Raw genomic sequence first — 24,022 nt, forward strand, 5'->3', positions numbered from 1 at the left:
AGCCAGCCACTCCGGGGATGCCGGCCTTCTGTTCTTGGTGGCCCCGCAAATGGTAGTGATAAACAGTGGTAAGATGTAGCGGTCATTGAGTCAAAGCGTAAAAAGCCATGCCGTGTCCTTCGTGTCATTCAGAGAAGGTGATTAAAAATGGCCGTATCCATAACCACACGCCGAAATTCGCGTGCAAGGCGTGCAGCCGACACTGTGTCGAGAATCCCCAGAATCGAATCGGTAGGGAAGCGTGTGATCCCATGCGATGCGCTGTGGTCTTTTGTGGGAAATAAGCATCATAAACCCTGGGTTGGTGATCGATCGATCAAGAGATAGGCGAAAGGGTCGGCGTGTGTGTCGGGGATCGAAGTCGGCAAGGGGCCCAAGGGCTTTGGGAGTCGTTACCTGCGGTGTATCGTCAATGCGCGGTGTGTTACACCGATTTTTGGGAGGCCTATCTGGGGGTATTGCCTACACAACGCCATCGGGCCGTTGGAAAAGAAACCGGCAAAACCTCTAAAATTGAGCGCTTCAATGCCACATTAAGACAACGTGTATCTCGCTTCGTCAGAAAAACCCTGTCATTTTCAAAAAAGCTCGAAAACCACATCGGCGCTATCTGGTATTTCGTTCACCATTACAATGAAACCTTGTCTGTCGCTGCTGATTGACTATTCACTATCTTGTGCAGGACTACCAAAATATCAAGACGGATTCAGGGTCCGTTGTGTAGCTTTTTAAGGGATTCGATAGGTAAAAACAGCGGGTGATGTGTGTGACAACGCTCCTTCGTTAGGGGAAGTTTTTAAAGATACACCAATCTTAAAGATAGTCCACCTTCAAGCAAATTTCTATTTATTTTTGTCAATAATTATGTAGATTTTTAGCAAGAAAGGGTGTCCCGACTGGGCGAGCAAAACTCGGCGCTCCCCGTGGCGGCATCATCTTGATGCCGCTGCCTGTAGCGACACCTTCCAGGTGTCGCTTGAAAACCAGCAAACGCAAGATGCGTCCGCCACATGTCAGCATCTTCCAGATGTCACTGCAAACGAGTGTTGACAAGCCTGCGCCGGGGTTTTAGAGTGCCTTTCAGGAGACTGAAAACTCCCACATAGCGGTTCCCACGCCTGTCAGCCGTGGTTTTTTTGTGCCCGAATACCCAAGGCGCGCTGTTTGTGCGCGCCTTTTGTCATCTGTTTAGGGTCGGGAGGGGACGAATACAACACCCGCAAGGGAAATCAGTCCGCCGAACTATGTGCGGTTTTCAGCCTCCTGACCGCCTTCGCATTGAAGGCGTGTCAACCTACTGAAAAGGTCACATAGTCATGTCCATATATTCTGCCTGTGCGCCATTGCACACCTTAAGCATGTCCTCGCGAGAAATTGCCACACTCACCGATAAACGTCATGCAGATGTTATGCGTGATATCCGGGTGATGCTGGAGCAGCTCCCCAAATTTGGGTTATCAAGAAATTCAAGGCATTAGCCCTGAGTATTGCCCACAGACCAAACGCCTTGCCGGGTATCATCTCGACCGCCGTCATACGGAAATTCTTATCACCGGCTACGACATCAAACGCCGGGCGGCGGTGATTGATCGCTGGTACGAACTGGAAAGCGGCCAGGCCCAGCCGCGTTATGCCACCCCGCCAGACCCCGACCCGCTGCACCGCCCTGACTTCATCCGCGCTTACATCCGCCTCACCGCCTTAAACCTCTGTCTGGATCATCTCTCGCTTAACGACACCACCAAGCGACAACTGATTGAACAAGCCGTGCGCAGTCTGGGCGAAGATGCCGCTTTGGCGGCGGATTGGTGTGTATTTGCGCTAAGTCTGGGAGCGCTCCCAGGGGTTGCCGCCAGCTTTTAAAGATTTGACCTTAGGCATTCTCAGTAAAGTACAATGAAAGTTACAGAGCGCATAGATCACGGCGCGTTAAATACACGCATGAGGTGGTCGCCACGGCAAGGTTTGTGACGGCTGCGCATGTACGAAAGTGGTCGCACAAAGCCAGACATGGCTTGAATCCGTTGATGAACCGCAGCAATTGGAGCAGCTGTTTGAGCATATAATCGACCGTCCTGACGGTGAAGCCTGGCTGCACGGTTTAAAAATTATCGTCGATGAGCGCACCGCCTGCGGCCTAAATCCTAAACCAGAGAGCGAACAATGATCAAAGACATCCCCCATTATCTGCGCTATGCAGTGCTTGGTGTACTGCTTTTAGCCGTATGGAATAGCCCGCTGTGGGCCCGCGATGATCTGGGTACCCTGGCGGTGATTGAAGTCAATGGCGCGCTGGAATATGCCCAGGAGCCGGTTGAATTATTGCGTTTGCTGGCGGAGGGGCCGTTGACGCTACGCGCCTTGCGGGCCTTTGACCGCCTGCCCGATGCCGCCAATACGCTGGCTCTGGAGCTGCGCCGCCAGGGTATTGATCTGTTCAGCGCTGACCGCGCAGCCTTGCAGGATTATCTGCAGCGTATTGAAGCAGGTACGCTTGCAGCACAGCCAGAAAGCATGGAGTCCCTGCTGTTGCATCTTGAGACGTATGCCTATCTTGATTGGCATCCCTTGACGCCCGGTCAGCAGTTGGAGCCAGAGTCATTGGCCTGGGTGCGCGGGAGCGGTGAGGCGATCTTACGCGCACAGGCCGATGAGACGCTGTGGCAGATGTCGCTAACCGGTGATGTGCAGGCTCTGGATGTGGGCAATATGCTGGTTGCTCTGACCAAGCCTGAGACACACGCCGCTGCGCCTTTCGCTGAATCTGAGTCCATGACCGAGACACCGACAGCGGATGATTCTGCCGCTGAAATCCCAGCGCTTGCCGCATTGTCTGCGTCTGCACAGGCTTTGCATGAAGGCTTTTTAGGCTGGCTTGCCGGGGATGAGAGTTTCCGCGTTGTTGCTACGGAGCTGGCCGTGGAGGAGGCCCCCGATGGGACGCTGAACTGGCACAGCCCTCATGCCCTCCTGCATATAAGCCCGGACGGTGAAGACGGCGAATCGTTCAGTCTGGATCTGGGGGAAGTGACGGCGACCCTAAGACCGCAAGACGATGGCGCTTATTCCTTGGCGATTGATCTGTCACCGACGCAGCACCTGCTGGATGAAGACGGCGAGGTGATGGCGACGCTGCACAGTCAGGAGCGCGCCCTGCACGGGCTGTGGGATGCTGGCACGCAGAGCTTACCCGCGCTGGATGTTGTATTCACGGGGCTGGACGTGGTGGCCGGGGCATCAGCGCCCGATACACAGACTCCATCGGGTAGCTATGCGCCGACACGGCCACATGATTTCTATCGGGCGCATATCGAGCAATTGCGTCTGGCAAGTCAGACGACTCTCGATGATCAGGGGCATCAGGCTGGCACCGGGACGCTAGATCTGGAGGGGGTACAGATGTTTTCGCTGTCCGGGCATGAGGTGGTCAAGCTGGCAAATATTAGCCTGCAGACCCAGCATGATGCACTGGATGAGCAGGTATTCACGGGATTACTGAATGAGCTGACCGAGCAGGCTGTTTCGCTGGATCCGCTGGCCTGGATGCAAAAGCTGCTGGAAGCCAGTGGTTTGCTGTCCTTCAGTCTGGCGCTGGAGAAACTGGCCGTGCAAGAGCCTGATGGCGAGGACTATATTCGGCTTGATGGCTTTCTGGCCAAGTTGCGTTTGACGCCTTCCGATAATGCCGACCGCCAGCGTGATCTCAGTGTGCAGTACCGTGCTGACGGTCTGGAGTTTCTGGTCGACGAGATGACCGGGGCACTGGCATCGCTTGACTGGAAAATGCAGCTGCAGCAGCTGGCACCGCTGGCCTGGGTACAGTTGTTTAGTGAGGGGCCAGGCGCCGATCCGGGCACCTTTGCGCAATCTCTGCTGCGTCAGCTCACGCTGTCCAGTCAGTTGCAGGGTTTGAGTCTGCGCCAGCCGGGAGAGAGCGCCGAAACGCTTACGCAGATGGAGCTACAGTTTTCATTGAATGCACTGGATACGCAAACGCCCAGCGCCGAACTGCAATATCTACAGCACGGTACGCTGAGCATGGATGAAAATCTGCCCGCTGAACTCAATCCGCATACCGTGGCCTTTGATATCGCCTTGCAGCGCCTGCCGTTGAGCGCTCTGCTCACTCAAGCCATGTCAGACGGGATGCTAAACCCGGAATTTGCCCTGCAAAGCCTGCTGGCACATGCCACGCAATTAGACATCCGCGAATGGCGCTGGGAGTTTCCATTAAGCACCCTGCTCATGCAGGCTAACGCACAAGCCCAGGCGGCGGCCGCAGATGTCGCGCCGCACTTGCAGGCCGAGGCGCGCATTGATCTGCATGATCTGGAACGCATGGGGCAATGGGCGGCAGGCTTTGAGGCCGATCCCATGCTGGCCGAGCAGCTGCGGGCAATGATCGCCATGCTGGGAATCATTGGGGAGAAAAAAACCGATGCGGATGGCAAACTTTACCATCACTATCACATCGAGGCGGACAGCCTGGGGCAGATGAAGCTTAATGGCAATGACATGAGCGCCTTGATGTCGATGATGCCCTAACGACGTGGCGACACCTTCCAAGGTGTCGCTTTTTTTGCAGCGACATCAAGAGGATGTCGCCACGTTAATCCACCCTTAGCCAATTAAATAAATGCCTTTATGAGCCAAGCCACTCAAGAACTGCACAATGTGGGCTTTGTCGCCAGCCCCTTTCCTACCACCGAGCCCACCGCTGCTCACTGGACCCCCCCGCTGGCCGCGCCGCGTGACCGTGATCTGTGTACGGATTGCGGTATCTCACGCACCGCTAATCCCGAGCGTTGCGCCCGCGCCTGTCAGTTCGTCAAGCCAGATTATGCCGCCCTGGAAAAGCGCGTCCACGGACGCGAGCGCAACCCGCAAGACGATGAGCTGTTTTTTGGCCCCTATACGGCGATGTATCAGGCCGCCTTGATCCATGAACGGCCCGGTGCCCAGTGGACGGGAATCACCACGCGCATTGCCGAACGGCTGCTGGAAACCCAGGCCGTCGATGCCGTGCTGACCGTGGCCCCTGATCCGCAGGATTCCTGGCGTCCGGTGCCGGTGCTGGTCACAGACCCTGCCGCCTTGCGTGAGTGTCGCGGCATGCGCATGGGCTATGCACCGTTGCTGGCACTGCTAGAGCCTGCCTTGGCGCAAGGCTATACCCGGCTGGCCGTTATTGCTGTGCCCTGTCAGGTACATGCCTTGCGGGTTTTGGAGCCAGAACTGGGATTTGAGCGCCTGGAGGTGATCGGCATCCCCTGTTCGGATAACACCACCACCGCGCATTTCCATCACTTTCTCAGTCTGCTCGACCCGCATCCCGAGCAGATCACCTATCTGGAATTTCGTGCTGATTATCAGGTAGAGCTGCGTTTTACCGATGGCCAGAAGCGCACCATTCCCTTCCTGCAACTGCCCCTGTCTACGCTGTCGCCGCATTTTTTCCCCCTGCCCTGCAAGACCTGCGTGGATTACACCAACAGCCTTGCCGATATTACCGTAGGCTATATGGGCGGACGCGGCGAACAATGGCTGCTGGTGCGCAATACCAAAGGGCAGGCTTTATTGCAACAGGTTGACGGCGAACTGCGCAAAAAAGACCCCAGCAGCGAAGGCAAGCGGCACACCGCCGTGCGCGGCTTTATTCAGAACACACAACGAGCGGCGGGGGGCCTGCCGTTACGCAGTACGCCGAAATGGATTCGCCCGCTGGTCGCCTGGCTGATGCCCAAAATCGGCCCCAAGGGTCTGGAATTTGCTCGCGCCCGGGTTGAGATGAAAGCCGCCGAAAGCGTGCTGCACCTGCGCCGCGCCCGCCCCAACCGGGTAGCCCAGATGATCCCGCCCCACCTGTGGACAATCCTCAAACCCTACCCGATTGAAGCAAACCCCAGCGAAAGCCAGAAGATAGCGCTTGATTGACGTTGTGCTAATCAGCTAGAATCACCGGCTTTCGTCGGAAATATAGCCGAATTTTTGGAGAATCCCCCCATGGCCCGAGTGTGTCAGATCACGGGTAAGCGCCCGATGACCGGCAATAACGTATCCCATGCCAACAACAAGACACGGCGCCGTTTCTTGCCCAATTTGCATACCCATCGTTTTTGGGTGGAAAGCGAAAATCGCTGGGTGAAGCTGCGTTTGTCCAGCAAAGGCATGAGAATCATTGACAAGAAAGGCATTGATGCAGTCCTTGCAGATATGCGCTCGCGTGGCGAGAAATTTTAAGGAGACCGCCTCATGGCTAAAGGTGTGCGTGACAAAATCAGACTGGTATCCAGCGCCGGTACGGGTCATTTCTATACCACGACCAAAAACAAGCGCAATACCCCTGACAAGATGGAAATCAAGAAGTTTGATCCGGTGATACGCCAACACGTTGCGTATAAGGAAGCCAAGATCAAGTGACATCCTCCCCGCGCCTTTTGGACGGGGATTCCTACGGCGCTCAGGCGGCAATCGCCTGAGTCGCTTCGGTGGGTTCCTGCTGCTGGCGGCATTACCGCACCGCTCACTTCACAGGCGAACCGGGCGTGTCCCGCCCTTAGAACATTGATCGCGCCGACCACATCGGCGTTTTCCTCAAAGCCACACTCGACGCATAGAAACTGCGCCTGCGTCTGCCGGTTGTCCGCAGAGACGTGGCCGCAGCACGGGCATGTCTGACTGGTGTACTGCGGCGGCACGGCGACGAGCCAGCCGCCGTTCCACGCCAGCTTGTATCCAGTTGGCGGCGGAACTCGAACCAGCCCTGATCGAGGATGCTCTTGTTCAGTCCGGATTTGGCCCAAACGTTTCTTCCCGGCTTTTCGGTACTGCCTGCCGCCGACCTGGACATGTTCCGTACCTGCAAGTCCTCGATACATACCATCGCGTGGTTTTTGCTGATCGTGGTCGTGGCCTTGTGCAGATAGTCGCGGCGGGCGTTGGCGATGCGCGTGTGAATACGCTGGACGCGGGCTTTCGCCTTCTTCCAGTTGCTACTGAATTTGACCTTACGGCTCATGCGGCGCTGATAGCGTGCCAGCCGATGCTGATGTTTCTTGAAGCTGTTGAGCGGCTTGAAGACCGTGCCATCCGAAAGCGTGGCAAAGCGGGCAATGCCCATATCGATCCCAATGGCGCCACCATGGGGAACCGGCGGCTCGACTTCGCGCTCGGTCTGGATCGACACGAACCACTTGCCGCCTGTCTGGCTGACGGTCGCGTTTTTGATTTCGCCCAACACGTCACGGCTGTTGCGATAGCGCAGCCAGCCGAGTTTCGGCAGGAAGATGCGGCTATTGCCTTGGTCGAGCTTGATGCCCTGTGGGTAGCGGAAGCGGTCTGATACGCCTTTTTTCTTGAAGCGCGGGAAGTCGGCACGCTTTTCGAAGAAGTTTTGGTAGGCGCGTTCGAGATTCTTGAGCGCCTGCTGCAAGGCTTGGCTGGGCGTTTCGTTCAGCCAGCACGTTTGCGGTTGCGCCTTCCACTCGGTGAGCGCCTTGCAGAGTGCCGCGTAGCCGAGCTTCTTTTCTCCCGCCTCGCGTCGATCCTGTTGCAACGCCAGCGCCTTGTTGTAGACGAACCGGCACGAGCCAGCAAATCGACGCATGAGGCGCCGTTGCTTGCCGTTGGGCTTTAGCGCAAATCGGTAGGCTTGAAGACGTTGCATGTCGCATAGTATAAGTTTGGTTTGTTAAAGAAAACAACGACAGTCGGCGCGTTTGGCACTGTCTGACAGTGCCAAACGCGTCTACTACAAAGGCGTTCTGTGGTCGCCGTCCTACTTCGCGGCCTGTTGTGGCGGCGCGGCCTCTCAGCATCATGCGCCAATACATTGAGCAGCAGGCGACGCCAGCTTAACGACGACAAAGGCGTCCTGCGGACGCCGCGCTATCCATCCCCGGCCTGAACGCCGGGGCTTTTCGCGCTAACTGGTAAGCAAAAGCCCGGTTCACGACCGAGTTTTTTGTTTTTGCGGGACGGGCCGGTTAGCGTGCCGTCGATCTGCCGCTTTAACCGTGAAATGCACCACGACCGCCGTATAAAATACGCCTCACAGGTAAATCCGCTTGGATCTCGTGCAAACCCTGGTGCTGGCGCTGATTCAGGGCTTGACCGAGTTTTTGCCCATCTCCAGCGCCGCCCATCTGATTTTAGTGCCGGAATTAACCGACTGGGCCGATCAGGGCTTAAGCTTTGATGTGGCTACCCACCTAGGCTCGCTGGTGGCGGTGATGCTGTATTTTCGTCGCGAGCTGTATGCCATGAGCGCCGCCTGGCTGGATTCTGTGCGCGGGCGTGGACTCAGCCCGGATGCCCGCCTGGCCTGGGCGGTCTTATTCGGCACCCTGCCGGCGGCGCTGGCGGGGTGGTTATTGCATGATCTGATTGCTACCCATCTGCGTTCGGCGCAAGTCATTGCGGTGACCACTATCGTCTTTGCGCTGCTTTTGGGGTATGCCGACTGGCGTGGCAAGCGCACCCGCCATGAGCGCTCGATCGGCTGGAAAGATGTGCTGCTCATCGGCATTGCGCAAGCCTTTGCGCTGATTCCCGGCACCTCGCGCTCCGGCGTGACCATCACCGCCGGTTTGCTGCTGGGGCTGACCCGTCAAGCCGCTGCCCGTTATTCCTTTCTCCTGTCCATTCCCATTATCGCCCTAGCCGGGGGCTTTGAAACCCTCAATCTGCTGCAAGCACCGCCGACCGAGGTCGATTGGGGGGCGATTATGCTGGGTGCCGTGGTTGCAGGGATCAGCGCCTATCTGTGTATCCACTTCTTCCTCAAGCTACTGGCGCGTATAGGGATGTTACCCTTTGTGGTCTATCGCCTGCTGCTGGGGGGCTTTTTGGTCTTTTTATTCTGGTGAGGCGCGGTGACACAGCCCCTGTCGTTGATTGCCGGTGTCGATGAGGCCGGTCGCGGGCCACTGGCCGGGCCGGTGGTCGCCGCTGCGGTGATCTTGCCAGCACATTACACGCTGCCCGGTCTCACCGATTCCAAAAAGCTCAGCGCCAAACGTCGCACCACCTTGGCCACGGCAATAACACAGCAGGCCCTGGCCTATGCCATTGCCCAGGCCAGTGTCGCAGAGATTGATCAGCTCAATATCCTGCAGGCCACCCTGCTGGCGATGCAGCGGGCAGTCAACGCGCTCGCCCTGGTGCCGGATGTCGTATGGGTTGACGGCAATCGCTGCCCTGAACTGGCTATCCCGGTGCAGGCCATCATTCGCGGCGATCAAACGGTTCCGGCCATCAGCGCGGCGTCCATTCTGGCCAAAGTCTCCCGCGATGCCCTGATGGATGCGCTGGATGTACAGTATCCCGGCTATGGCCTTGCCCAGCATAAAGGCTATGGCACCCAGGCCCACCGCGAAGCCCTCACCCGTCTCGGCCCCAGCCCCTGCCATCGGCGCAGCTTTGCCCCGGTACAGGCCGCTTTGCCGCTCTCGCTGCGCTAATCAGGCGAGCGCGTATAAACTTCTGCAAAAGGCAATGTCCGGCTATCCTCACCGCCATCTGTGTATGCGTTTGCTGTAACGAAAGCCCTCCAGGCTGGGTATGTCGAAGAAACACCACAAGGTTTCTTGGGATGATGACTATCGCACGAATATCCCCTTTGGTTTAAGAATTTATACGCGCCAGCCCTGTGAGCAAGGGATGGATAATCATGCCCGTTACGGGTATAGTTTTGAAGGTAGATGAGGTATGAATGTCTTGAAACGAAAGGACTTCGCACGTTGGCAGGCAAGCGAGAAGCTGTCCGATACGGCCCTGTGCAGGGCAGTCCAGGAAATGGAAAGCGGACTGATTGATGCTGATTTGGGCGGCAACCTCTATAAAAAGCGGGTCGCCCGTCCCGGTGCGGGTAAGAGCGGTGGCTACCGTACCTTGTTATCAGCCCGTGTTGGTCACCGTTATGTATTCCTGCATGGGTTCCCGAAAAGCGACAAGGCGAACATCACGCGGGATGAGAAAAAAGCGTTGCAATATGCCGGCAAGGTATTTCTAGCGTTATCGGCCAAAGATCTGGCGAAGGCATTGCAGGCGGGTGTTCTATTGGAGCAAAAAACAGTTCTTGATTTTTTCTTCATTGTTTATCAGAATTCTCCATTGTAGATAGGTTATCTACAAGCGCGAAGGTTTCGCGTTCCATGGTCGGGGTCTAAGTCGAATCGCAAAGTTGTTCTCTGTTCAGGATGAACGCCGAGGCCACTTTTATGGCGCAAGCTGGGTTTCGACGGCTGAAACCGCCCATGTTGCCGGTGTTGACCGGCCATTCGGTTGGGACTGCTCAACCAGGACTCCAGTTGCTCGCCCGCAAGGGTGTTATCAACGGAGAGCGAAGTGCCTAAAAATCGCATAAGCAACTTTGTTTAGGTTTTTAGGAGCAGCAGCAGGTGTGTTGTGACGAGCAAAATCATTGAATCCTTGCGCGCTGACCTGGCCGCATTGCACGATGCTGGCGCGATCAGCAAGGTGACGATGCGTGAATTCGACGTGATTTGTCCGCCTCCAGTGCGGGAGTTCAGTGCCGACGACATTAAACACCTGCGTGAGGCGCTGCACTTCAGCCAGCCCGTGTTTGCCCATCACCTGCATACCACTGCCTCGACGGTACGCAAGTGGGAACAGGGGGAAACGCGTCCATCCGGCCCGGCACTCAAACTACTCAACATCATCGCCGACAAGGGCTTGCAGGCCATTATTTGATGCAAGCGCGGCGGAGCAAAAAACAGTTCTTGATTTTTTCTTCATTGTTTATCAGAATTATCCATTGTAGATAGGTTATCTACAAACGCGAAGGTTTCGCGTTCTATGGTCGGGGTCGAAGTCGAATCGCAAAGTTGTTCTCTGTTCAGGATGAACGCCGAGGCCACTTTTATGGCGCAAGCTGGGTTTCGACGGCTGAAACCGCCCATGTTGCCGGTGTTGACCGGCCATTCGGTTGGGACTGCTCAACCAGGACTCCAGTTGCTCGCCCGCAAGGGTGTTATCAACGGAGAGCGAAGTGCCTAAAAATCGCATAAGCAACTTTGTTTAGGTTTTTAGGAGCAGATACAGATACTGGCATCACGAATTGCCGTATTTGATCAGCGTTTCCCAAACGGTTATACGCGATTGCCCTGTGTTTGCTGGAGCGCTCAATGCGTAAAAAACAGTTCTTTGAGTTTGGCGCCGGGGTCTGGGGCGCGCATGAAGGCTTCGCCGACCAGGAAGGCATGTACCCCGCTGGTGCGCATCAGCTTGACATCGGCGAGGGTATGGATGCCGCTTTCGGTGACGACCAGCCGATCATAGGGGATGATGTCGAGAAGGTTTAGGGTGGTATCCAGGCGGGTTTCAAAGGTGTGCAGGCTGCGGTTGTTGATGCCGATCAGCATGACATCCAGGTCCAGGGCGCGTTCCAGCTCCTGGCGATCGTGCACCTCGACCAGCGCATTCATACCCAGCTCATGGGTGAGCGCCAGTAATTCACGCACCAGGGGATCACCCAGCGCCGCCATGATCAGCAAGACCGCATCGGCACCCATGACCCGCGCCTCATAGATCTGATACGGATCAATGATAAAGTCTTTGCGCAACACCGGCAGTTCACAGGCCGCCCGTGCCTCTTCCAGATAGGCCTCATGGCCCTGGAAAAAATCGTGGTCGGTGAGCACCGACAGACAGGCCGCACCGGCAGCGGCATAGCTTTGTGCAATCTCTGCCGGATTAAAATCCTCGCGTAACACGCCTTTGCTTGGACTGGCCTTTTTGATCTCGGCAATCACGGCCGCCTGATCTTGGGCCAGGCGGCTTTGCAGGGCCTGCAAAAAGGGACGGGGCGCGGGGGCAGCTTCTACAAATTTAGCCAGCGCGGCTAAGGGCGTCTGCACGGAGCGTTCCGCCAGCTCATCCCATTTACGCCGCAGGATCTGGTTGAGAATATCAGCGTGGGGTTCGCGCATTAGTCCTGCTCCTAAAAACCTGAAAAAAGTTGCTCAGGATGGTTTTTCGGTAATTCGCTCTCCGTTGATAGCGCCCCGAAGGGCGAGCAACTGGAGTCCTGGTTGAGCAGTCCCAACCGGAGGCGCTCAGTCCGTTCCAGCAAGATCGCCTTGACCCGCTTGAACGGGGTAAACCGCTCAATGTCCGGGTCTGATAACCTCGCCAGCACGTTTCGCGCAGCGTTTTGGTCTGCCTGCAACACAACCCCGTCGGAACAGTAAAATTGATCCCCTTGCCGTTTGCCGTCAAGGCATCCAGTTCGAGAATCCATTTGCGATGTGTAAGCCGGATTGACCAGAACGACCGTCGAACCTCGACGGCTTGAAACACTGTCAAGTGCTTGGGCAATAACACCTTTCGTCCAGCTTGCCAGCCGACGATTGGCATTCTTGCCGAAGGACTTGCTCGCCATGGGGGCGGTTAAATCTTCTGCCGCGATCACGGCGGCTTTATCGACCACCTTGTGAACGGATTGAAATACAATGTCGCGGATGCGCGCATGGGTTTTGCTCATCTGCCGGTTGAGCTTCTTGCGCCCCAAGTTGAACTGGCGAATGTGTTGACGCTTGCGCGGGTTGCGGGTGTTGTTGGCGAGTGCCCGCAGCTTGGCGCGACGCTGGTATTTGATCTTGAGTTTGTCGGATTGGTCGGTGAGGATCGCGCCCAGTTCCTGGCCGTGGTGGTCGCCGTCGGAATCGACCAAGACTTCGGAGCGCACCTGCCCGAGTCGCTGCGCCTGTTCGCGCAACGCCCCGACTTTGCCCTGGTTCGGGCGCTTGGCGCACAAAATCCGCGTGACTTTCATTCGCACAAATCCTTGGGCTGGCGAACGGGCATCTCTGCAAAGTCCTCCTTGATGGATTGTTTGTATTTGCGCATCCCGTACAGCCGACAAGAAAAGGTATGCACAATCGCCAATAAATCCTCGACCATTTCCTGCTCGGGCGAGAGCGATTCCTGGTTAACCACCACGATCTTGCAGCCGTTTTCATCCGCCAGGTGCGCAAAGAGATCAAAGCCAAAGCGCATCAACCGATCTTTGTGCGCCACCAGCAGCAGGCGCACTTCACCACGCTGAATCCGATCAACCAAGCCAAGAAACCGCTGGCGCTTGAAGTTCATTCCGCCACCGATCTCTTGAATCCACTCATCCACCGCAATTCCCGCGCCCAGGCAGTAGGTTTCCATTGCTTGGACCTGCGAAGCGAGATCGTCTTTCTGTCCGGCACTAGAAACCCGGCAATAGACCACGACATCCCGCTCACGGGGCGCCCCACCGAGCATCAAGCGCACATCCGCTTCGTCAAAATAGCGATGTCCGGACGCATGGCGCTTTGCGACGAGCTTCCCCTCGCGCTCCCAGCGCCGAATTGTCGAGGGTGCTTTTCCGATCCGTTTCGCAAACTCGTTAATGCGATATATCTTACTCATGTAAGCAATTATAGATATTTGCAGAAAAAAAATCAAGCAACAGTTTTTAGCTCCGCTCGCAGGGATTGTGTCAGACGGGCCAGGGATTCCAGACGCTGCATGGCCATGCCGCTGTCGATGGCCTGGCGCGCCTGTTCGATGCCCTCTCCCAGGTTGGATACCAGACCGGCGACATAAATCGCCGCCCCGGCATTGAGTATCACTATGTCGCGGGCCGGTCCCAAGGCCCCGGAAAATACCTCGCGAATGATCGCCAGACTTTCCTCGGCACTGGATACGCGCAAGGTGTCTAGCGCCGTGCGGGCAATGCCAAAGGCCTCTGGGGCAATCTGGTAGCACTGGATCTCGCCATCCCGCAATTCCGCCACGGTGGTGGCTGCGCCGATACTGATTTCATCCAGGCCATCTTGGGCGTGTACCACCATGACATGCCGACTACCCAGTTTATGCAGCACCTGCGCCAGCGGTTCCACCCATTGATCACTAAACACGCCCAAGACCTGATTTTTTGCCCCGGCTGGATTGGTCAGCGGCCCCAGCACATTGAACAGGGTGCGCACACCCATCTCGCGGCGCGGGCCGATGGCATGTTTCATCGCCCCATGGTGCAAGGGCGCAAACAAAAAGCCCACCCCCACCTCATCAATACACCGGCCCACCTGTTGCGGGGTAAGCTCCAGATGAATCCCGGCGGCTTCCAGCACATCGGCACTGCCGGAGCGACTGGAGACGGAGCGGTTGCCGTGCTTGGCCACATGCCCCCCGGCGGCGGCCACCACAAAGGCACTGGCGGTGGAGATATTAAAGGTATTGGAGGCATCCCCGCCGGTGCCGCAGGTATCTACCAGATAGTCTTTTTGCACCGCCACGGGCGTGGCCAGTTCGCGCATCACGCGGGCGGCGGCGGCGACCTCCTCTACGGTTTCGCCTTTCATGCGCAGACCGATCAGAAAACCGCCGATCTGGGCAGGTGTGGCGCTTCCGGTCATGATGCTTTGCATCACGGCGTACATCGCCTCGGCATTGAGATCCTGGCGTTCAGTGACGGCGCGAATCGCAGATTGTATCTCCATCAGGCAACTCCTCTGACAAAAGTGGGCTTAGGCTGTGCGTGCTATAAAATTGCGCAATAAGGCATGGCCATGCTGGCTTAAAATCGATTCCGGGTGAAACTGCACGCCTTCAATCGCCAGACTGCGATGGCGCACCCCCATGATCTCATCACGCGCACCGCTGGCGGTCTGCGTCCAGGCCGTAACCTGCAGACACTCGGGCACGCAATCCTGGGCAATTACCAGCGAATGATAGCGCGTGGCCTCAAAGGGATTGGACAGTCCGGAAAAAACGCCTTCATTGGTGTGGTGAATCATTGAGGTCTTGCCGTGCATGATCTCGCGGGCATGGATAATGCGCCCGCCAAAAGCCTGACCGATGGCCTGATGCCCCAGACACACCCCCAGAATGGGGATTTTACCGGCAAAGTGCTGAATCGCCGCCAGCGAAATGCCCGCCTCATCGGGGGTACACGGCCCCGGCGAGATCATCAGATGCGAGGGTGCCAGCCGGGCAATGTCTGCAAGACTTAAGGCATCGTTGCGAAATACCCGCACCTCAACCCCAAGCTCCCCCAGATATTGCACCAGGTTATAGGTGAAGGAATCATAATTATCAATCATCAACAACATAAATGGGGCCCTGGCTGTGTGGCTGCGGTGGTTTTCGAAGAATGGGCGCTATTGTAGCGCAGGCCACCATCACTGCGCAGGTAGATCGTGTCGTGCAACACGGCGGGTTGATATGGGCCACGCTAAAGACTGGCCAGCAGACGCCGTGCCTGCAGCAGCGTCTGCTGGGCATAACCGCCGCCAAACAGATTGAAATGATTGAGCAGATGATAGAGGTTATACAGATCCTTGCGCAGCGCGTATCCCGGATCAATCGGCCAGGCCGCATCATAGGCACGAAAGAAGGCACTACCAGGGCTGCCAAAGAGCTCCATCATCGCCAGATCAGCTTCACGATCACCAAAATACACTGCCGGATCATAGATCACCGGCTGATGGTGTGCATCCGCGCCCCAATTACCGCTCCACAAATCCCCGTGCAATAACGAAGGTTCTGGGGCATAGCCCACAAAAAAAGCCTCCAGACGCGCCTGTAAGGCTTCAACCTCAGCCAGCATGGCCGTATCGGCACCGCGCCTTTGCGCCAAGGCCCATTGATGGCCTAAACGCTGTGTGCGAAAAAACGCGATCCAATCCGCCTGCCAGGGATTGGGCTGCGGTGTGCTACCCAAGGTATTATCCCGCACCCAGCCAAAGGCCGCCGCGCTGTGGCGATGCAATTGCGCCAGCTGTTCGGCAAAACGCACCGCATCCAGCCGCCCGCTCAACTCAATATATTCCAGCGCCAAAAAAGCGCGCTGCGGGGAAGCAATACCCCAACATAAAGGCTTGGGTACCCGAATTGCCTGCGCCGCCGCCAGTGCCTCCAGCCCCAAGGCCTCGGCCTCAAACATACCAAGCCGTGCCGCCTGATTCAGTTTGACGAAAAAGCGCTGCCCCTGCTGTGTGTGCAACACCGCCGCCTCATTGATACAGCCACCGCCCAGCGGCTGCACCCGCTGCACAGTGCATTCAAGATCTTGCGCCTGCGCCAGGGCAGTACAGACCTCTGTCCAAAAAACAGGTGTGTGATTAGCGTGCATGGAAGTCAGGATAAACGGTCTGGCTTTATAAGCCAATGAGCGCTTGGGTGATGCGTGATTGGTATTGCGCGCCAAAGGCGACGGCTGCAAGCCGCCGCCATGATGCTGCGCTACGCACGTTTAATGCGCCGGGTACCCGTGGTGACACCGTGCAGGCAGGCTATCAGCCCCAGATGTCGTCTGTGATGGAATCGTACCAGCCTTGGGCGTAATAGGCCTCGGTGCGGCGAAATTCGCGGTCTACATCCATCGGGCTGACGCCGCCCGCGCCGGGCACACCCCGGATGCTGCCGTCAATGTATTTATACACGGCGGCAACGGTAATGGCATAGTCAGGGGTGAGCAGGCTATAGCAGGTATTCACCGCTGACAGCTCAACCGATTCCTGCTCGCGCAGACGGCGGATGATATCAACGGCCACCACCTTGCCCTGGGTATTGGCAGAGTGCCCGGATTTGGGCATTTCGCCAGCCATGGAGGCATCACCGATGACGTAGATGTCAGCATGTTGGGTGGAGGCAAAATTTTTCTGATCCACCGGGCACCAGCCGAGCGGGTCAGTCAGGCCGGAATCGGCGGCAATCTGTCCGGCGCGCTGTGGCGGGATATAGTTGATGACATCGCCCTTGAACTCGTTAAATCCAGCATCCGAGAACAGGGTTTTATTATTGACATCGATTTCTTCGACCTGGCCGCCTTGTGAGGCAGGCACCCACTCGATCATTTCGCCATACAGTTCCTTCCAGCCCTGGACAAACAGCCCCTGTTTGGAGAAGTTTTCTTTATTGTCCAGGATCAATACTTTGGCGCGTGGTTTGTGCTGCTTGAAATAGTGGGCAACCAGGCTGGCCCGCTCATAAGGCCCCGGCGGGCAGCGGAAAGGATTGCCGGGAGCGACCAGGATAAAGGTGCCGCCATCAGGCATGGCCTCCAGCTGCTTGCGTAACAGCACGGTCTGTTCACCGGCCTGATAGGCATGCGGAATGCGCTGGGCGTCCTCTTTGTTGTATCCGGCGACGGCATCAAAGCGAAAATCAATGCCGGGCGAGACCACCAGTTTGTCATAGTTAAGGGTCGTGCCACCGGCGAGGCGCACCTGATGTTTGTCGGCCTCAATGGCAATGGCCCGATCGCGCACCACCCTAACGCCATATTTATCCTGCAAGTTGCCATAACTTTGGGCAATATCCGCCATCTGCTTGAAGCCGCCGATGACCCAGTTACTGCCATAGCAGGTGTGAAAGGTGGCGGTGGGTTCAACCAGCGTCACGCTCAGCGCAGGCTCCAGATGCTTGAGGTATTTGGCCACGGTGGCCCCGCCGGAGCCGCCGCCGATCACCACCACCTTGGCCGCGCTGTTGTTGCGCTCCTCGCTCATGCTGACACAGCCACTGAGCAATGTCGCCCCGCCGCCGATACCCAGCGTCTTGATAAAATCCCTACGTGTGAATGCCATCGTCTGCTCCCCCTCTTTATTGTTTTGAGATCATTTCAATGTAGTGCGCCATGATGCGCAATTCTTCATCGCTGTAGCCGGTGGCATGGCGCCCCATTACCGTTGAAGGCCGTGAGCCGTCACGGAACGCCTGCATCTGCGAGATCAGGTAATCTGCAGGAAAACCGCGTATACTGGGCATACCGCCGACACTTTTACCCTCAAAGCCGTGACAGGCAAAGCAGGTAATCGCCAGCAGCGCCCCCTGTGAGACATCGGACGGTTCATCTGCCGCTGGGGCTGCGGTACTGCCCAGCAGCAAAAACCCACCCACCAGCAGGGGCAAAAGGCCCATACGCACACCAGGATGTTTGATCATTACAGCCTCCTTTGTTGGTTTTAATCGTTGTGGCAGGTCGGCAATCTATTGGCCAAGGCCAAGCTATTCTCCCCCTTTTCAGTAGCAGCATCCCCGGTTGGCAACGCGCTGTAACAGGGATGGCACACGACCATTGAGGCGGTTAAAATGCGCTATCGTGCGCTGCAAAAACAAGACTCTATGCGCTTGCCAAGGCGCGTGGCGCAAAAGACAGCACCGCTGCGCCTTAAAGTGTACTTGATTACATTTAGTAATTTCCATATAAGAAAAGATTAAGAATTGCTGATTTTCTGAAATAAACAGACTGGTTTTATACGACCTTGAATCTTTACACCGCACAAGGCAGCCGCATCCGCCAGCTCAATGAATTACCACCGATCCCGGTGGTTGCCCAACGCATCCTGACGGCCCTGTCGCAGGAGGATAAGGTATCCGTGCATACGCTGGCCCAGGAAATTGAGCGTGATCCGGGCTTGACGGCGCGCATCATCGGCGTGGCCAATTCCGCCTACTTTGCCCGCAACCAGCAGGTTTTTGCGGTGATGGAGGCGATTTCCCGCCTGGGCTTTAACATGGTGCGTCATCTGGCGCTGGGCGTGGTACTCAATGCGCCGTTTCGGGCAGGCGACTGCGCCCATCTGGATTTGCAGCATTATTGGCTGCGGGCGGTACTGGTGGCGACCCTGGCCAATCTGCTGGCGCCGCGTGTGCAGGTGGAGCCGGTGAATGCGGGCGCGGCCTATTTATCCGGTCTCTTGCATCGTCTGGGGCTGTTAGTCCTGTGCGCCGTGGAACCTCAACTATCTTCACAGGCCTTGAGCCAGTACCTCCAGCAACCCCAGCGCGACGAGGCCACCCTGGCGCAGCACTTAACCGCCGTGTTGGGGATAGAGCATCGCGAGGCCGGTGCCATTCTCGGGCAGCGCTGGCACTTGCCCAAGGAAAGCATTGCCGTGATCACCCACATTGGCGAGCGGGATTATCAGGGTGAATACTGGCCTTTGGTGCAATTGATCAATGCCAGTTGTGACATCATCGATACCCTGCTGGATCATCCTGGTCTGCTCGAACCCGATGCACACACCTTGCATCATCTGCAAAGCGCACTGGGTATCCCGCGTGAGCCTGCATTGCAATCCATCACCACCTGCAAACAACAACTCGGCCAATTACGCCAGATTGCCGCGCATTTAGCGATGGAGTAGCGCTTTTGGACAGACGCCCACTTGCAGAAAGCTTTCGCGAAACCAATCAAAGCCTGCTGGAGCTTTTGGATTTCCTCTCGGCATTGCATGAGTTATCCAGGCTTGATGCGACGGAAACCGACCGTGCTACGCTGATTGAAGGGGCGCTGAAGGGGCTTACAGATAATCAGGATCTGGAGCGCTGCTCGGTGTTTTTGCTGCAAGATGAGCAGTGGCTGGTCAACGCCGCAGGCTGTGACTGGCGTGACCTGATGGGCATCACCCAGGATAAAAAACCGCGTGGCCATTTATTCCCGGTAAGCGAGGGCCTGATGGGTGCGGCAGTGACGCAGGCCGAGGTGCAATATTGTGCCGATTGCGCCACCGACCCGCGCTTTGTGCATCTGCCGGGAGCGCGCCTGAGCAGTATCGGCAGCCTGATCTGCCTGCCGATTCAGCAAGGTAAAGAGGTGCTGGGGGTGCTCAATGTCTCACATCCGGAAAAACATCATTTCGGCGAGGCACAGCTGCGAATGCTCCGCCTGTTCAGTAAATTTCTGGCCCAACTGCTAAGCAACTGGCAATACCTGCATCAGATGGAACGCCTGGTGCAAAGCCGCACCCAGGAGCTGGAACGGGCCTTGGAAAAAGCCAAGGAATTGCAGCAAAAATATGAAACCCTGTCGGTGGTTGATGATCTCACCGGCCTGCATAACCGCCGTTTCTTTTTCCCTGAGGCGCAAGCGGCGCTGTCACGCGCTATCCGCCACCAGCAACCCTTTTCCTTGATCATCTTCGATCTGGATCATTTCAAGCAGATCAATGATATCTACGGTCATGCGGCGGGAGACCGGGTTCTCAAAGACCTGGCCGTCAAGGTCAGTGACCAGATTCGCGTAGGCGATATTCTCGCCCGTTTCGGCGGCGAGGAATTTGTCCTGGCGATGCCCAATACCGACCTGCCGGGTGCCCTGATTCTTGCCAAACGCCTGCGCCAGGCACTGCAGGAACTGAGCTGGACCTTTTCCCATGACATCATCACCGTCACCGCCAGCATCGGCCTGAGCGCGCTGAGTGCGCGAGTGCCGGAAGGCATTGTGCTCTCGCTGGATTACATCCTCTCCGAGGCCGATCAAGCGCTGTATTACAGCAAACATGCAGGCCGTGACTGCATCACCATCTTTGACGACATCGCCGAATTCCTGATTGCTGAACACTTCTAAAGGAACCTCACTCATGCGTTTACTGATTACCGGCGGCGCGGGCTTTATCGGCTCGGCGCTGATCCGTTATCTGCTGCAACACACGCCCCATCATGTCATCAATCTCGACAAACTCACCTACGCCGGAAATCTGGAATCCTTGGCCAGCGTGGCTGAGCATCCGCGCTATCACTTCATTCAGGCGGATATCAACGACGCCCAGGCCCTGAGCACCGTATTTACCCAACATCGCCCTGATGCGCTCATGCATCTGGCGGCAGAGTCCCATGTGGATCGTTCGATTGAAGGCCCGGCGGCGTTCATCCAGACCAATATTGTGGGCACCTGCACGCTGCTGGAGGCCACCCGCGCCTACTGGCAAGGACTTAATGCCCAGGCCCGCGCCGCCTTCCGCTTTCATCACATCTCCACCGATGAGGTCTATGGCAGCCTCGGTGCTGAAGGGCGCTTTTGTGAAACCACGCCCTATCAGCCCAACTCGCCCTATGCCGCCAGCAAGGCATCCTCGGATCACCTGGTGCGCGCCTGGCACCACACCTATGGGCTGCCAGTGATCACCAGCAACTGCTCAAACAATTACGGGCCGTTTCAGTTTCCCGAAAAACTCATCCCGTTGATGATCATTCAGGCACTGGAAGGCAAAGCCCTGCCCGTCTACGGAGATGGTCAAAATGTGCGTGACTGGCTCTATGTAGAAGATCATGTGCGGGCGCTGTGGTGCATTCTGCAACACGGCCAGGTCGGCCAGACCTACAATGTCGGCGGCGATGCAGAACGCACCAACCTGGACGTGGTGCATACCTTGTGCAGCCTGCTGGATGAGCGCCTCCCCCGTGCCCAGGGGCGCTATCAGGATTTAATCACCCCGGTTGCCGACCGTCCCGGCCATGATCGGCGCTATGCCATTGATGCCAGCAAACTGATGCGCGAACTGGATTGGCAACCGCAGGAAAATTTTGCCAGCGGCCTGGCTAAAACCGTGGACTGGTATCTGGCCAACCGTAGCTGGTGGGAACGGGTGCGCGATGGGCGCTATCGCGGCGAACGCCTCGGCCTGCTGGCATAACTACACCATGCCGCGCTCGGCCATCGAGACCACCCGATCACCCACAATAAAATGATCCAGGATGCGCACATCAATCAGCTCCAGCACCTGCTTGAGTCGCTGGGTGATCATTTGATCTGCTTGTGAGGGCTCGGTGCAGCCGGAGGGATGATTGTGAACCAGAATCAATGCCGCCGCGTTGAGTTCCATCGCCTTGCGCAGCACCTCGCGCGGATGCACATTGGCGCTGTTAATGGTGCCCCGAAACATCTCCTCAAAGCAGATCACCCGATGCTGGTTATCCAGAAACACGCAGCCAAAGATCTCAAAAGGATATTCGCGCATTTTTAGCGCCAGATACTGCTCCACATCCTTAGGGTTTTGGATCAACTGCCCGCGTCGCACCCCTTCTTCCAGATGACGCCGACCCATCTCCAGCACGGCCTGCAACTGCGCATACTTCGCCAGCCCCAAACCCTTGGCTTGGCAAAAACCCTCCTGATCCGCCTTCAACAAGGCACGCAGGCTACCAAATTCCACCAACAAATCCTGCGCCAGATCCACAGCGGTCTTCCCCGCCACCCCGGTGCGCAGAAAAATCGCCAGCAATTCTGCATCGGAAAGCGCCTGCGCGCCCTGTTCCAGCAACTTCTCACGGGGCCGCTCACTCGCAGGCCAGTCAGTAATCGGCATAGAACACGTCCAATGCTTTGGCGACAGCATGCTTAATATCTTTCATGATCGAGGCAACTCATGTCCTTAATGTGTGAAGGTTAGAAGCGGCCAGCCAGCGTTTCGCTACGACGCAGGCGGTGGACATATCAGAGCAGTAGGTTAATTGCTCGCGGGATTTGTGAATGCCAGCGCGGCGCAGCTCGACGATGATGCGCGCTGGCAGTCCGGCAATGATCAGGCGGATGTTTTGCCGCTGAATCTCGCGGATCAGGGCTTGCAGGCTGACGATGGCGGAAATATCCACGCTGGGCACGTCCTGCATATCCAGGATGATGATCTGCACCTGCCGGTCTACCGTGTGCAGGGTGCTGATGGCTTTGTCCGCAGCGCCGAAAAACAGCGGCCCGTTGACATCATAAACCGCCACCCGTTCTGCGGGAAGCTCGATACAGTGTCCGCGCTCGGTATGAGTGACGCGGCGTGACTGGGTCAGATCCGACATGCGCAGAATAAACAGCGCAGCGGCCAGCCCAACGCCAACGCCCACCGCCAGCACCATATCAAAGGTCACCGTCAGAATAAAACACGTCAGCAAGACGGCCACATCACCACGCGGGGCGCGTAGCAGAATATGGCGGAAATGCTTGGCCTCACTCATATTCCAGGCGACCACCATCAATAAAGCCGCCAGCGCGGCCATCGGCAGATGCGATAACACCCCCGCCAGCACCGTTACCGAGGCCAGCACCACCAGGGCATGTACCACGGCGGCCACCGGTGAACGGGCGCCGGCACGGATATTGGTTGCGGTACGCGCCAGTGCGGCGGTGGCGGTGATGCCCCCGAAAAACGGCGTAATGATGTTGCCGATGCCCTGGCCGACCAGTTCGGTATTCGGGCGGTGGCGCGTGCCGGTCAGGCCATCGGCCACCACCGCACACAATAAAGACTCAATCGCCCCGAGCATGGCAATGGCCAGCGCCGGGCCGAGCAATTCACGAATCAGCGCAAAATTGACCTGCAGCGGTGCGCCATCCGGGCCGGGCAACTGCCAGGGCCAGACCCAGGACGGCGGCAGTGGTGGGATTCCTTGACCGCTCTGTTCGCCGATGGTCCAGCTAAAGCGCGAGGCAATGGTGTCAATCTCGACCCCGACCAGAAACTGAGTCATCAGCCAGCCTGCACAGCCCGCCACCGCCAGGGCGACTAAGTGACTGGGAATGCGCGTTGGCAGGCGATTCCAGCCCAGCAACACCACCAAAGTCAGCAGGCCGATACTCAGCTCCTCCCAGCGCAGGGTGGGTAGGGCCTCAACCAGCAAGACCACATTATCGAGAAAATGCACCTCCCGCTGGGTCACCAGCAAACCCAGAAAATCCTTGATCTGCAGGGTGAAAATCACCACCGCAATCCCCGCAGTAAAACCAATCACCACCGGATAGGGGATAAACTGCATCAAGCGCCCCATCCCCGCAGCCCCCATGGCCACGAGCAATATTCCCGCCATCAGGGTTGCCAGTAATAAGCCGCCCAGACCATATTGATGGGTAATCGGCAACAAAATCACCACAAAGGCCGCCGTCGGCCCGGAAACGCTAAAGCGCGAACCACCGGTCAGGGCAATCAAGGTCCCGGCCACAATCGCGGTATATAAGCCATGTTGCGGCGGCACATCCACCGCAATAGCCAGGGCCATCGCCAGCGGAATCGCCACAATGCCTACCGTGGTGCCCGCCATCACATCAGCGCGAAACCCCGCCCAGCCGTAGCCCGCACGCCAGGCATCCAAAAAGCTCAACAGGGGTAATAATTCGCGTAAACGGTTGGACATTTTCGCCAATTTCAGTTTTCAGTATTTAATGGGTCACGCGAAGACGCGAAGAAGCGAAAAATATCAAAAATCATGTTTCATCCTTCGCGCCCTTCGCGGCTTCGCGTGAGATCAACCCTTA

General features: G+C 57.1%; 24 protein-coding genes and 4 pseudogenes. 16 read left to right on the plus strand and 12 right to left on the minus strand.

Translation table 11 applies throughout. The features are described from left to right. Positions 1 to 107: 107 nt before the first annotated feature. The 8 genes and pseudogenes from THISIDRAFT_RS05790 to rpmG all read left to right on the plus strand — a co-directional run bounded on the left by THISIDRAFT_RS05790 (position 108) and on the right by rpmG (position 6,420). Positions 108 to 662: pseudogene (locus THISIDRAFT_RS05790) on the plus strand (IS1 family transposase). 696 nt (positions 663 to 1,358) lie between these two features. After that, complete coding sequence (locus THISIDRAFT_RS14720) at positions 1,359 to 1,478, plus strand: Rha family transcriptional regulator (protein WP_246585418.1); 120 nt, start codon at positions 1,359 to 1,361, stop codon at positions 1,476 to 1,478. Beyond that, complete coding sequence (locus THISIDRAFT_RS05795) at positions 1,450 to 1,863, plus strand: Rha family transcriptional regulator (RefSeq protein ID WP_006788464.1); 414 nt, start codon at positions 1,450 to 1,452, stop codon at positions 1,861 to 1,863. Before THISIDRAFT_RS14720 ends, THISIDRAFT_RS05795 begins: the two co-directional genes overlap by 29 nt. Positions 1,864 to 1,990: 127 nt before the next feature. Beyond that, the gene (locus tag THISIDRAFT_RS05800) at positions 1,991 to 2,167 is read left to right on the plus strand and encodes a hypothetical protein (RefSeq protein ID WP_159098540.1); all 177 of its coding nucleotides are present in this window, start codon (positions 1,991 to 1,993) and stop codon (positions 2,165 to 2,167) included. Beyond that, positions 2,164 to 4,545, plus strand: coding sequence for a YdgA family protein (locus tag THISIDRAFT_RS05805; protein WP_006788463.1), 2,382 nt, complete (start codon positions 2,164 to 2,166; stop codon positions 4,543 to 4,545). The genes THISIDRAFT_RS05800 and THISIDRAFT_RS05805 overlap by 4 nt, the downstream gene beginning before the upstream one ends. 99 nt (positions 4,546 to 4,644) lie before the next feature. Beyond that, positions 4,645 to 5,934, plus strand: coding sequence for a Coenzyme F420 hydrogenase/dehydrogenase, beta subunit C-terminal domain (locus THISIDRAFT_RS05810; RefSeq protein WP_006788462.1), 1,290 nt, complete (start codon positions 4,645 to 4,647; stop codon positions 5,932 to 5,934). Positions 5,935 to 6,003: 69 nt separating this feature from the next. Then, positions 6,004 to 6,240, plus strand: coding sequence for a 50S ribosomal protein L28 (gene rpmB, locus THISIDRAFT_RS05815; RefSeq protein ID WP_006788461.1), 237 nt, complete (start codon positions 6,004 to 6,006; stop codon positions 6,238 to 6,240). Positions 6,241 to 6,252: 12 nt separating this feature from the next. Further along, positions 6,253 to 6,420: a 50S ribosomal protein L33 gene (rpmG, locus tag THISIDRAFT_RS05820; protein ID WP_006788460.1), complete on the plus strand. Its 168-nt coding sequence runs from the start codon at positions 6,253 to 6,255 to the stop codon at positions 6,418 to 6,420. Between the two features lie 200 nt (positions 6,421 to 6,620). Here the strand turns inward: rpmG and THISIDRAFT_RS14725 are convergent. Together THISIDRAFT_RS14725 and THISIDRAFT_RS05825 are read right to left on the minus strand one after the other, a co-directional pair. Next, positions 6,621 to 6,878, minus strand: a pseudogene (locus THISIDRAFT_RS14725) (zinc ribbon domain-containing protein); the annotation flags it as partial. After that, positions 6,794 to 7,666 (minus strand): annotated as a pseudogene (locus THISIDRAFT_RS05825) (RNA-guided endonuclease InsQ/TnpB family protein); the annotation flags it as partial. The pseudogenes THISIDRAFT_RS05825 and THISIDRAFT_RS14725, both read right to left, overlap by 85 nt. A gap of 64 nt (positions 7,667 to 7,730) precedes the next feature. Here THISIDRAFT_RS05825 and THISIDRAFT_RS05830 point away from each other — a divergent pair. The 5 genes and pseudogenes from THISIDRAFT_RS05830 to THISIDRAFT_RS05850 form a co-directional block, all read left to right on the plus strand. Further along, positions 7,731 to 7,857: pseudogene (locus THISIDRAFT_RS05830) on the plus strand (transposase); the annotation flags it as partial. A 209-nt stretch (positions 7,858 to 8,066) separates the two neighbouring features. After that, positions 8,067 to 8,867, plus strand: coding sequence for an undecaprenyl-diphosphate phosphatase (locus THISIDRAFT_RS05835; RefSeq protein WP_006788458.1), 801 nt, complete (start codon positions 8,067 to 8,069; stop codon positions 8,865 to 8,867). A 6-nt stretch (positions 8,868 to 8,873) separates the two neighbouring features. Continuing rightward, on the plus strand, positions 8,874 to 9,461 hold the full coding sequence (rnhB, locus tag THISIDRAFT_RS05840) for a ribonuclease HII (RefSeq protein WP_006788457.1): 588 nt from the start codon (positions 8,874 to 8,876) through the stop codon (positions 9,459 to 9,461). A 247-nt stretch (positions 9,462 to 9,708) separates the two neighbouring features. Beyond that, entirely contained in the window at positions 9,709 to 10,119 is a 411-nt protein-coding gene (locus THISIDRAFT_RS05845) for a type II toxin-antitoxin system RelE/ParE family toxin (protein ID WP_006788455.1), read from the plus strand. Positions 10,120 to 10,407: 288 nt separating this feature from the next. Beyond that, the gene (locus THISIDRAFT_RS05850; RefSeq protein WP_006788926.1) at positions 10,408 to 10,713 is read left to right on the plus strand and encodes a helix-turn-helix domain-containing protein; all 306 of its coding nucleotides are present in this window, start codon (positions 10,408 to 10,410) and stop codon (positions 10,711 to 10,713) included. A gap of 431 nt (positions 10,714 to 11,144) precedes the next feature. On the opposite strand, the gene trpC is transcribed toward THISIDRAFT_RS05850, so the two are convergent. From trpC to THISIDRAFT_RS05890, 8 genes are all read right to left on the minus strand, one after another. Beyond that, a complete protein-coding gene (gene trpC / locus THISIDRAFT_RS05855; RefSeq protein WP_006786481.1) occupies positions 11,145 to 11,951 on the minus strand; it encodes an indole-3-glycerol phosphate synthase TrpC in 807 nt (268 codons plus the stop codon). Between the two features lie 11 nt (positions 11,952 to 11,962). Continuing rightward, entirely contained in the window at positions 11,963 to 12,796 is an 834-nt protein-coding gene (locus THISIDRAFT_RS05860) for a zinc ribbon domain-containing protein (RefSeq protein ID WP_221913962.1), read from the minus strand. Continuing rightward, on the minus strand, positions 12,793 to 13,422 hold the full coding sequence (locus tag THISIDRAFT_RS05865) for an IS607 family transposase (RefSeq protein ID WP_221913963.1): 630 nt from the start codon (positions 13,420 to 13,422) through the stop codon (positions 12,793 to 12,795). Before THISIDRAFT_RS05865 ends, THISIDRAFT_RS05860 begins: the two co-directional genes overlap by 4 nt. Before the next feature lie 32 nt (positions 13,423 to 13,454). Next, positions 13,455 to 14,495: an anthranilate phosphoribosyltransferase gene (gene trpD, locus THISIDRAFT_RS05870; protein WP_006786478.1), complete on the minus strand. Its 1,041-nt coding sequence runs from the start codon at positions 14,493 to 14,495 to the stop codon at positions 13,455 to 13,457. Positions 14,496 to 14,522: 27 nt separating this feature from the next. Continuing rightward, positions 14,523 to 15,107, minus strand: a complete 585-nt coding sequence (locus tag THISIDRAFT_RS05875; protein ID WP_006786477.1) for an anthranilate synthase component II — start codon at positions 15,105 to 15,107, stop codon at positions 14,523 to 14,525. Between the two features lie 122 nt (positions 15,108 to 15,229). Then, positions 15,230 to 16,129 carry a fructosamine kinase family protein gene (locus tag THISIDRAFT_RS05880; protein ID WP_006786476.1) on the minus strand — a complete coding sequence of 300 codons (900 nt, stop codon included), beginning with the start codon at positions 16,127 to 16,129 and terminating at the stop codon, positions 15,230 to 15,232. A 163-nt stretch (positions 16,130 to 16,292) separates the two neighbouring features. Continuing rightward, positions 16,293 to 17,585, minus strand: coding sequence for an FCSD flavin-binding domain-containing protein (locus THISIDRAFT_RS05885; protein ID WP_006786475.1), 1,293 nt, complete (start codon positions 17,583 to 17,585; stop codon positions 16,293 to 16,295). A gap of 16 nt (positions 17,586 to 17,601) precedes the next feature. Then, on the minus strand, positions 17,602 to 17,943 hold the full coding sequence (locus THISIDRAFT_RS05890; protein WP_006786474.1) for a c-type cytochrome: 342 nt from the start codon (positions 17,941 to 17,943) through the stop codon (positions 17,602 to 17,604). Between the two features lie 320 nt (positions 17,944 to 18,263). Between THISIDRAFT_RS05890 and THISIDRAFT_RS05895 the strand changes: the two genes are divergently transcribed. Genes THISIDRAFT_RS05895 through rfbB form a run of 3 tightly spaced genes read left to right on the plus strand, consistent with a single transcriptional unit; the run spans position 18,264 to position 21,416 of the window. Beyond that, positions 18,264 to 19,148, plus strand: a complete 885-nt coding sequence (locus THISIDRAFT_RS05895; protein ID WP_006786473.1) for an HDOD domain-containing protein — start codon at positions 18,264 to 18,266, stop codon at positions 19,146 to 19,148. Between the two features lie 5 nt (positions 19,149 to 19,153). Next, a complete protein-coding gene (locus THISIDRAFT_RS05900; protein WP_006786472.1) occupies positions 19,154 to 20,350 on the plus strand; it encodes a sensor domain-containing diguanylate cyclase in 1,197 nt (398 codons plus the stop codon). A gap of 13 nt (positions 20,351 to 20,363) precedes the next feature. Next, on the plus strand, positions 20,364 to 21,416 hold the full coding sequence (gene rfbB / locus THISIDRAFT_RS05905; protein WP_006786471.1) for a dTDP-glucose 4,6-dehydratase: 1,053 nt from the start codon (positions 20,364 to 20,366) through the stop codon (positions 21,414 to 21,416). Here rfbB and radC read toward each other — a convergent pair whose 3' ends face one another. After that, positions 21,417 to 22,088 carry a RadC family protein gene (gene radC, locus THISIDRAFT_RS05910; RefSeq protein WP_006786470.1) on the minus strand — a complete coding sequence of 224 codons (672 nt, stop codon included), beginning with the start codon at positions 22,086 to 22,088 and terminating at the stop codon, positions 21,417 to 21,419. 58 nt (positions 22,089 to 22,146) lie between these two features. Further along, a complete protein-coding gene (gene dauA, locus THISIDRAFT_RS05915; RefSeq protein ID WP_006786469.1) occupies positions 22,147 to 23,901 on the minus strand; it encodes a C4-dicarboxylic acid transporter DauA in 1,755 nt (584 codons plus the stop codon). Positions 23,902 to 24,022 lie beyond the last annotated feature (121 nt).

The organism is Thiorhodospira sibirica ATCC 700588, from assembly GCF_000227725.2.
GTDB lineage: Bacteria > Pseudomonadota > Gammaproteobacteria > Ectothiorhodospirales > Ectothiorhodospiraceae > Thiorhodospira > Thiorhodospira sibirica.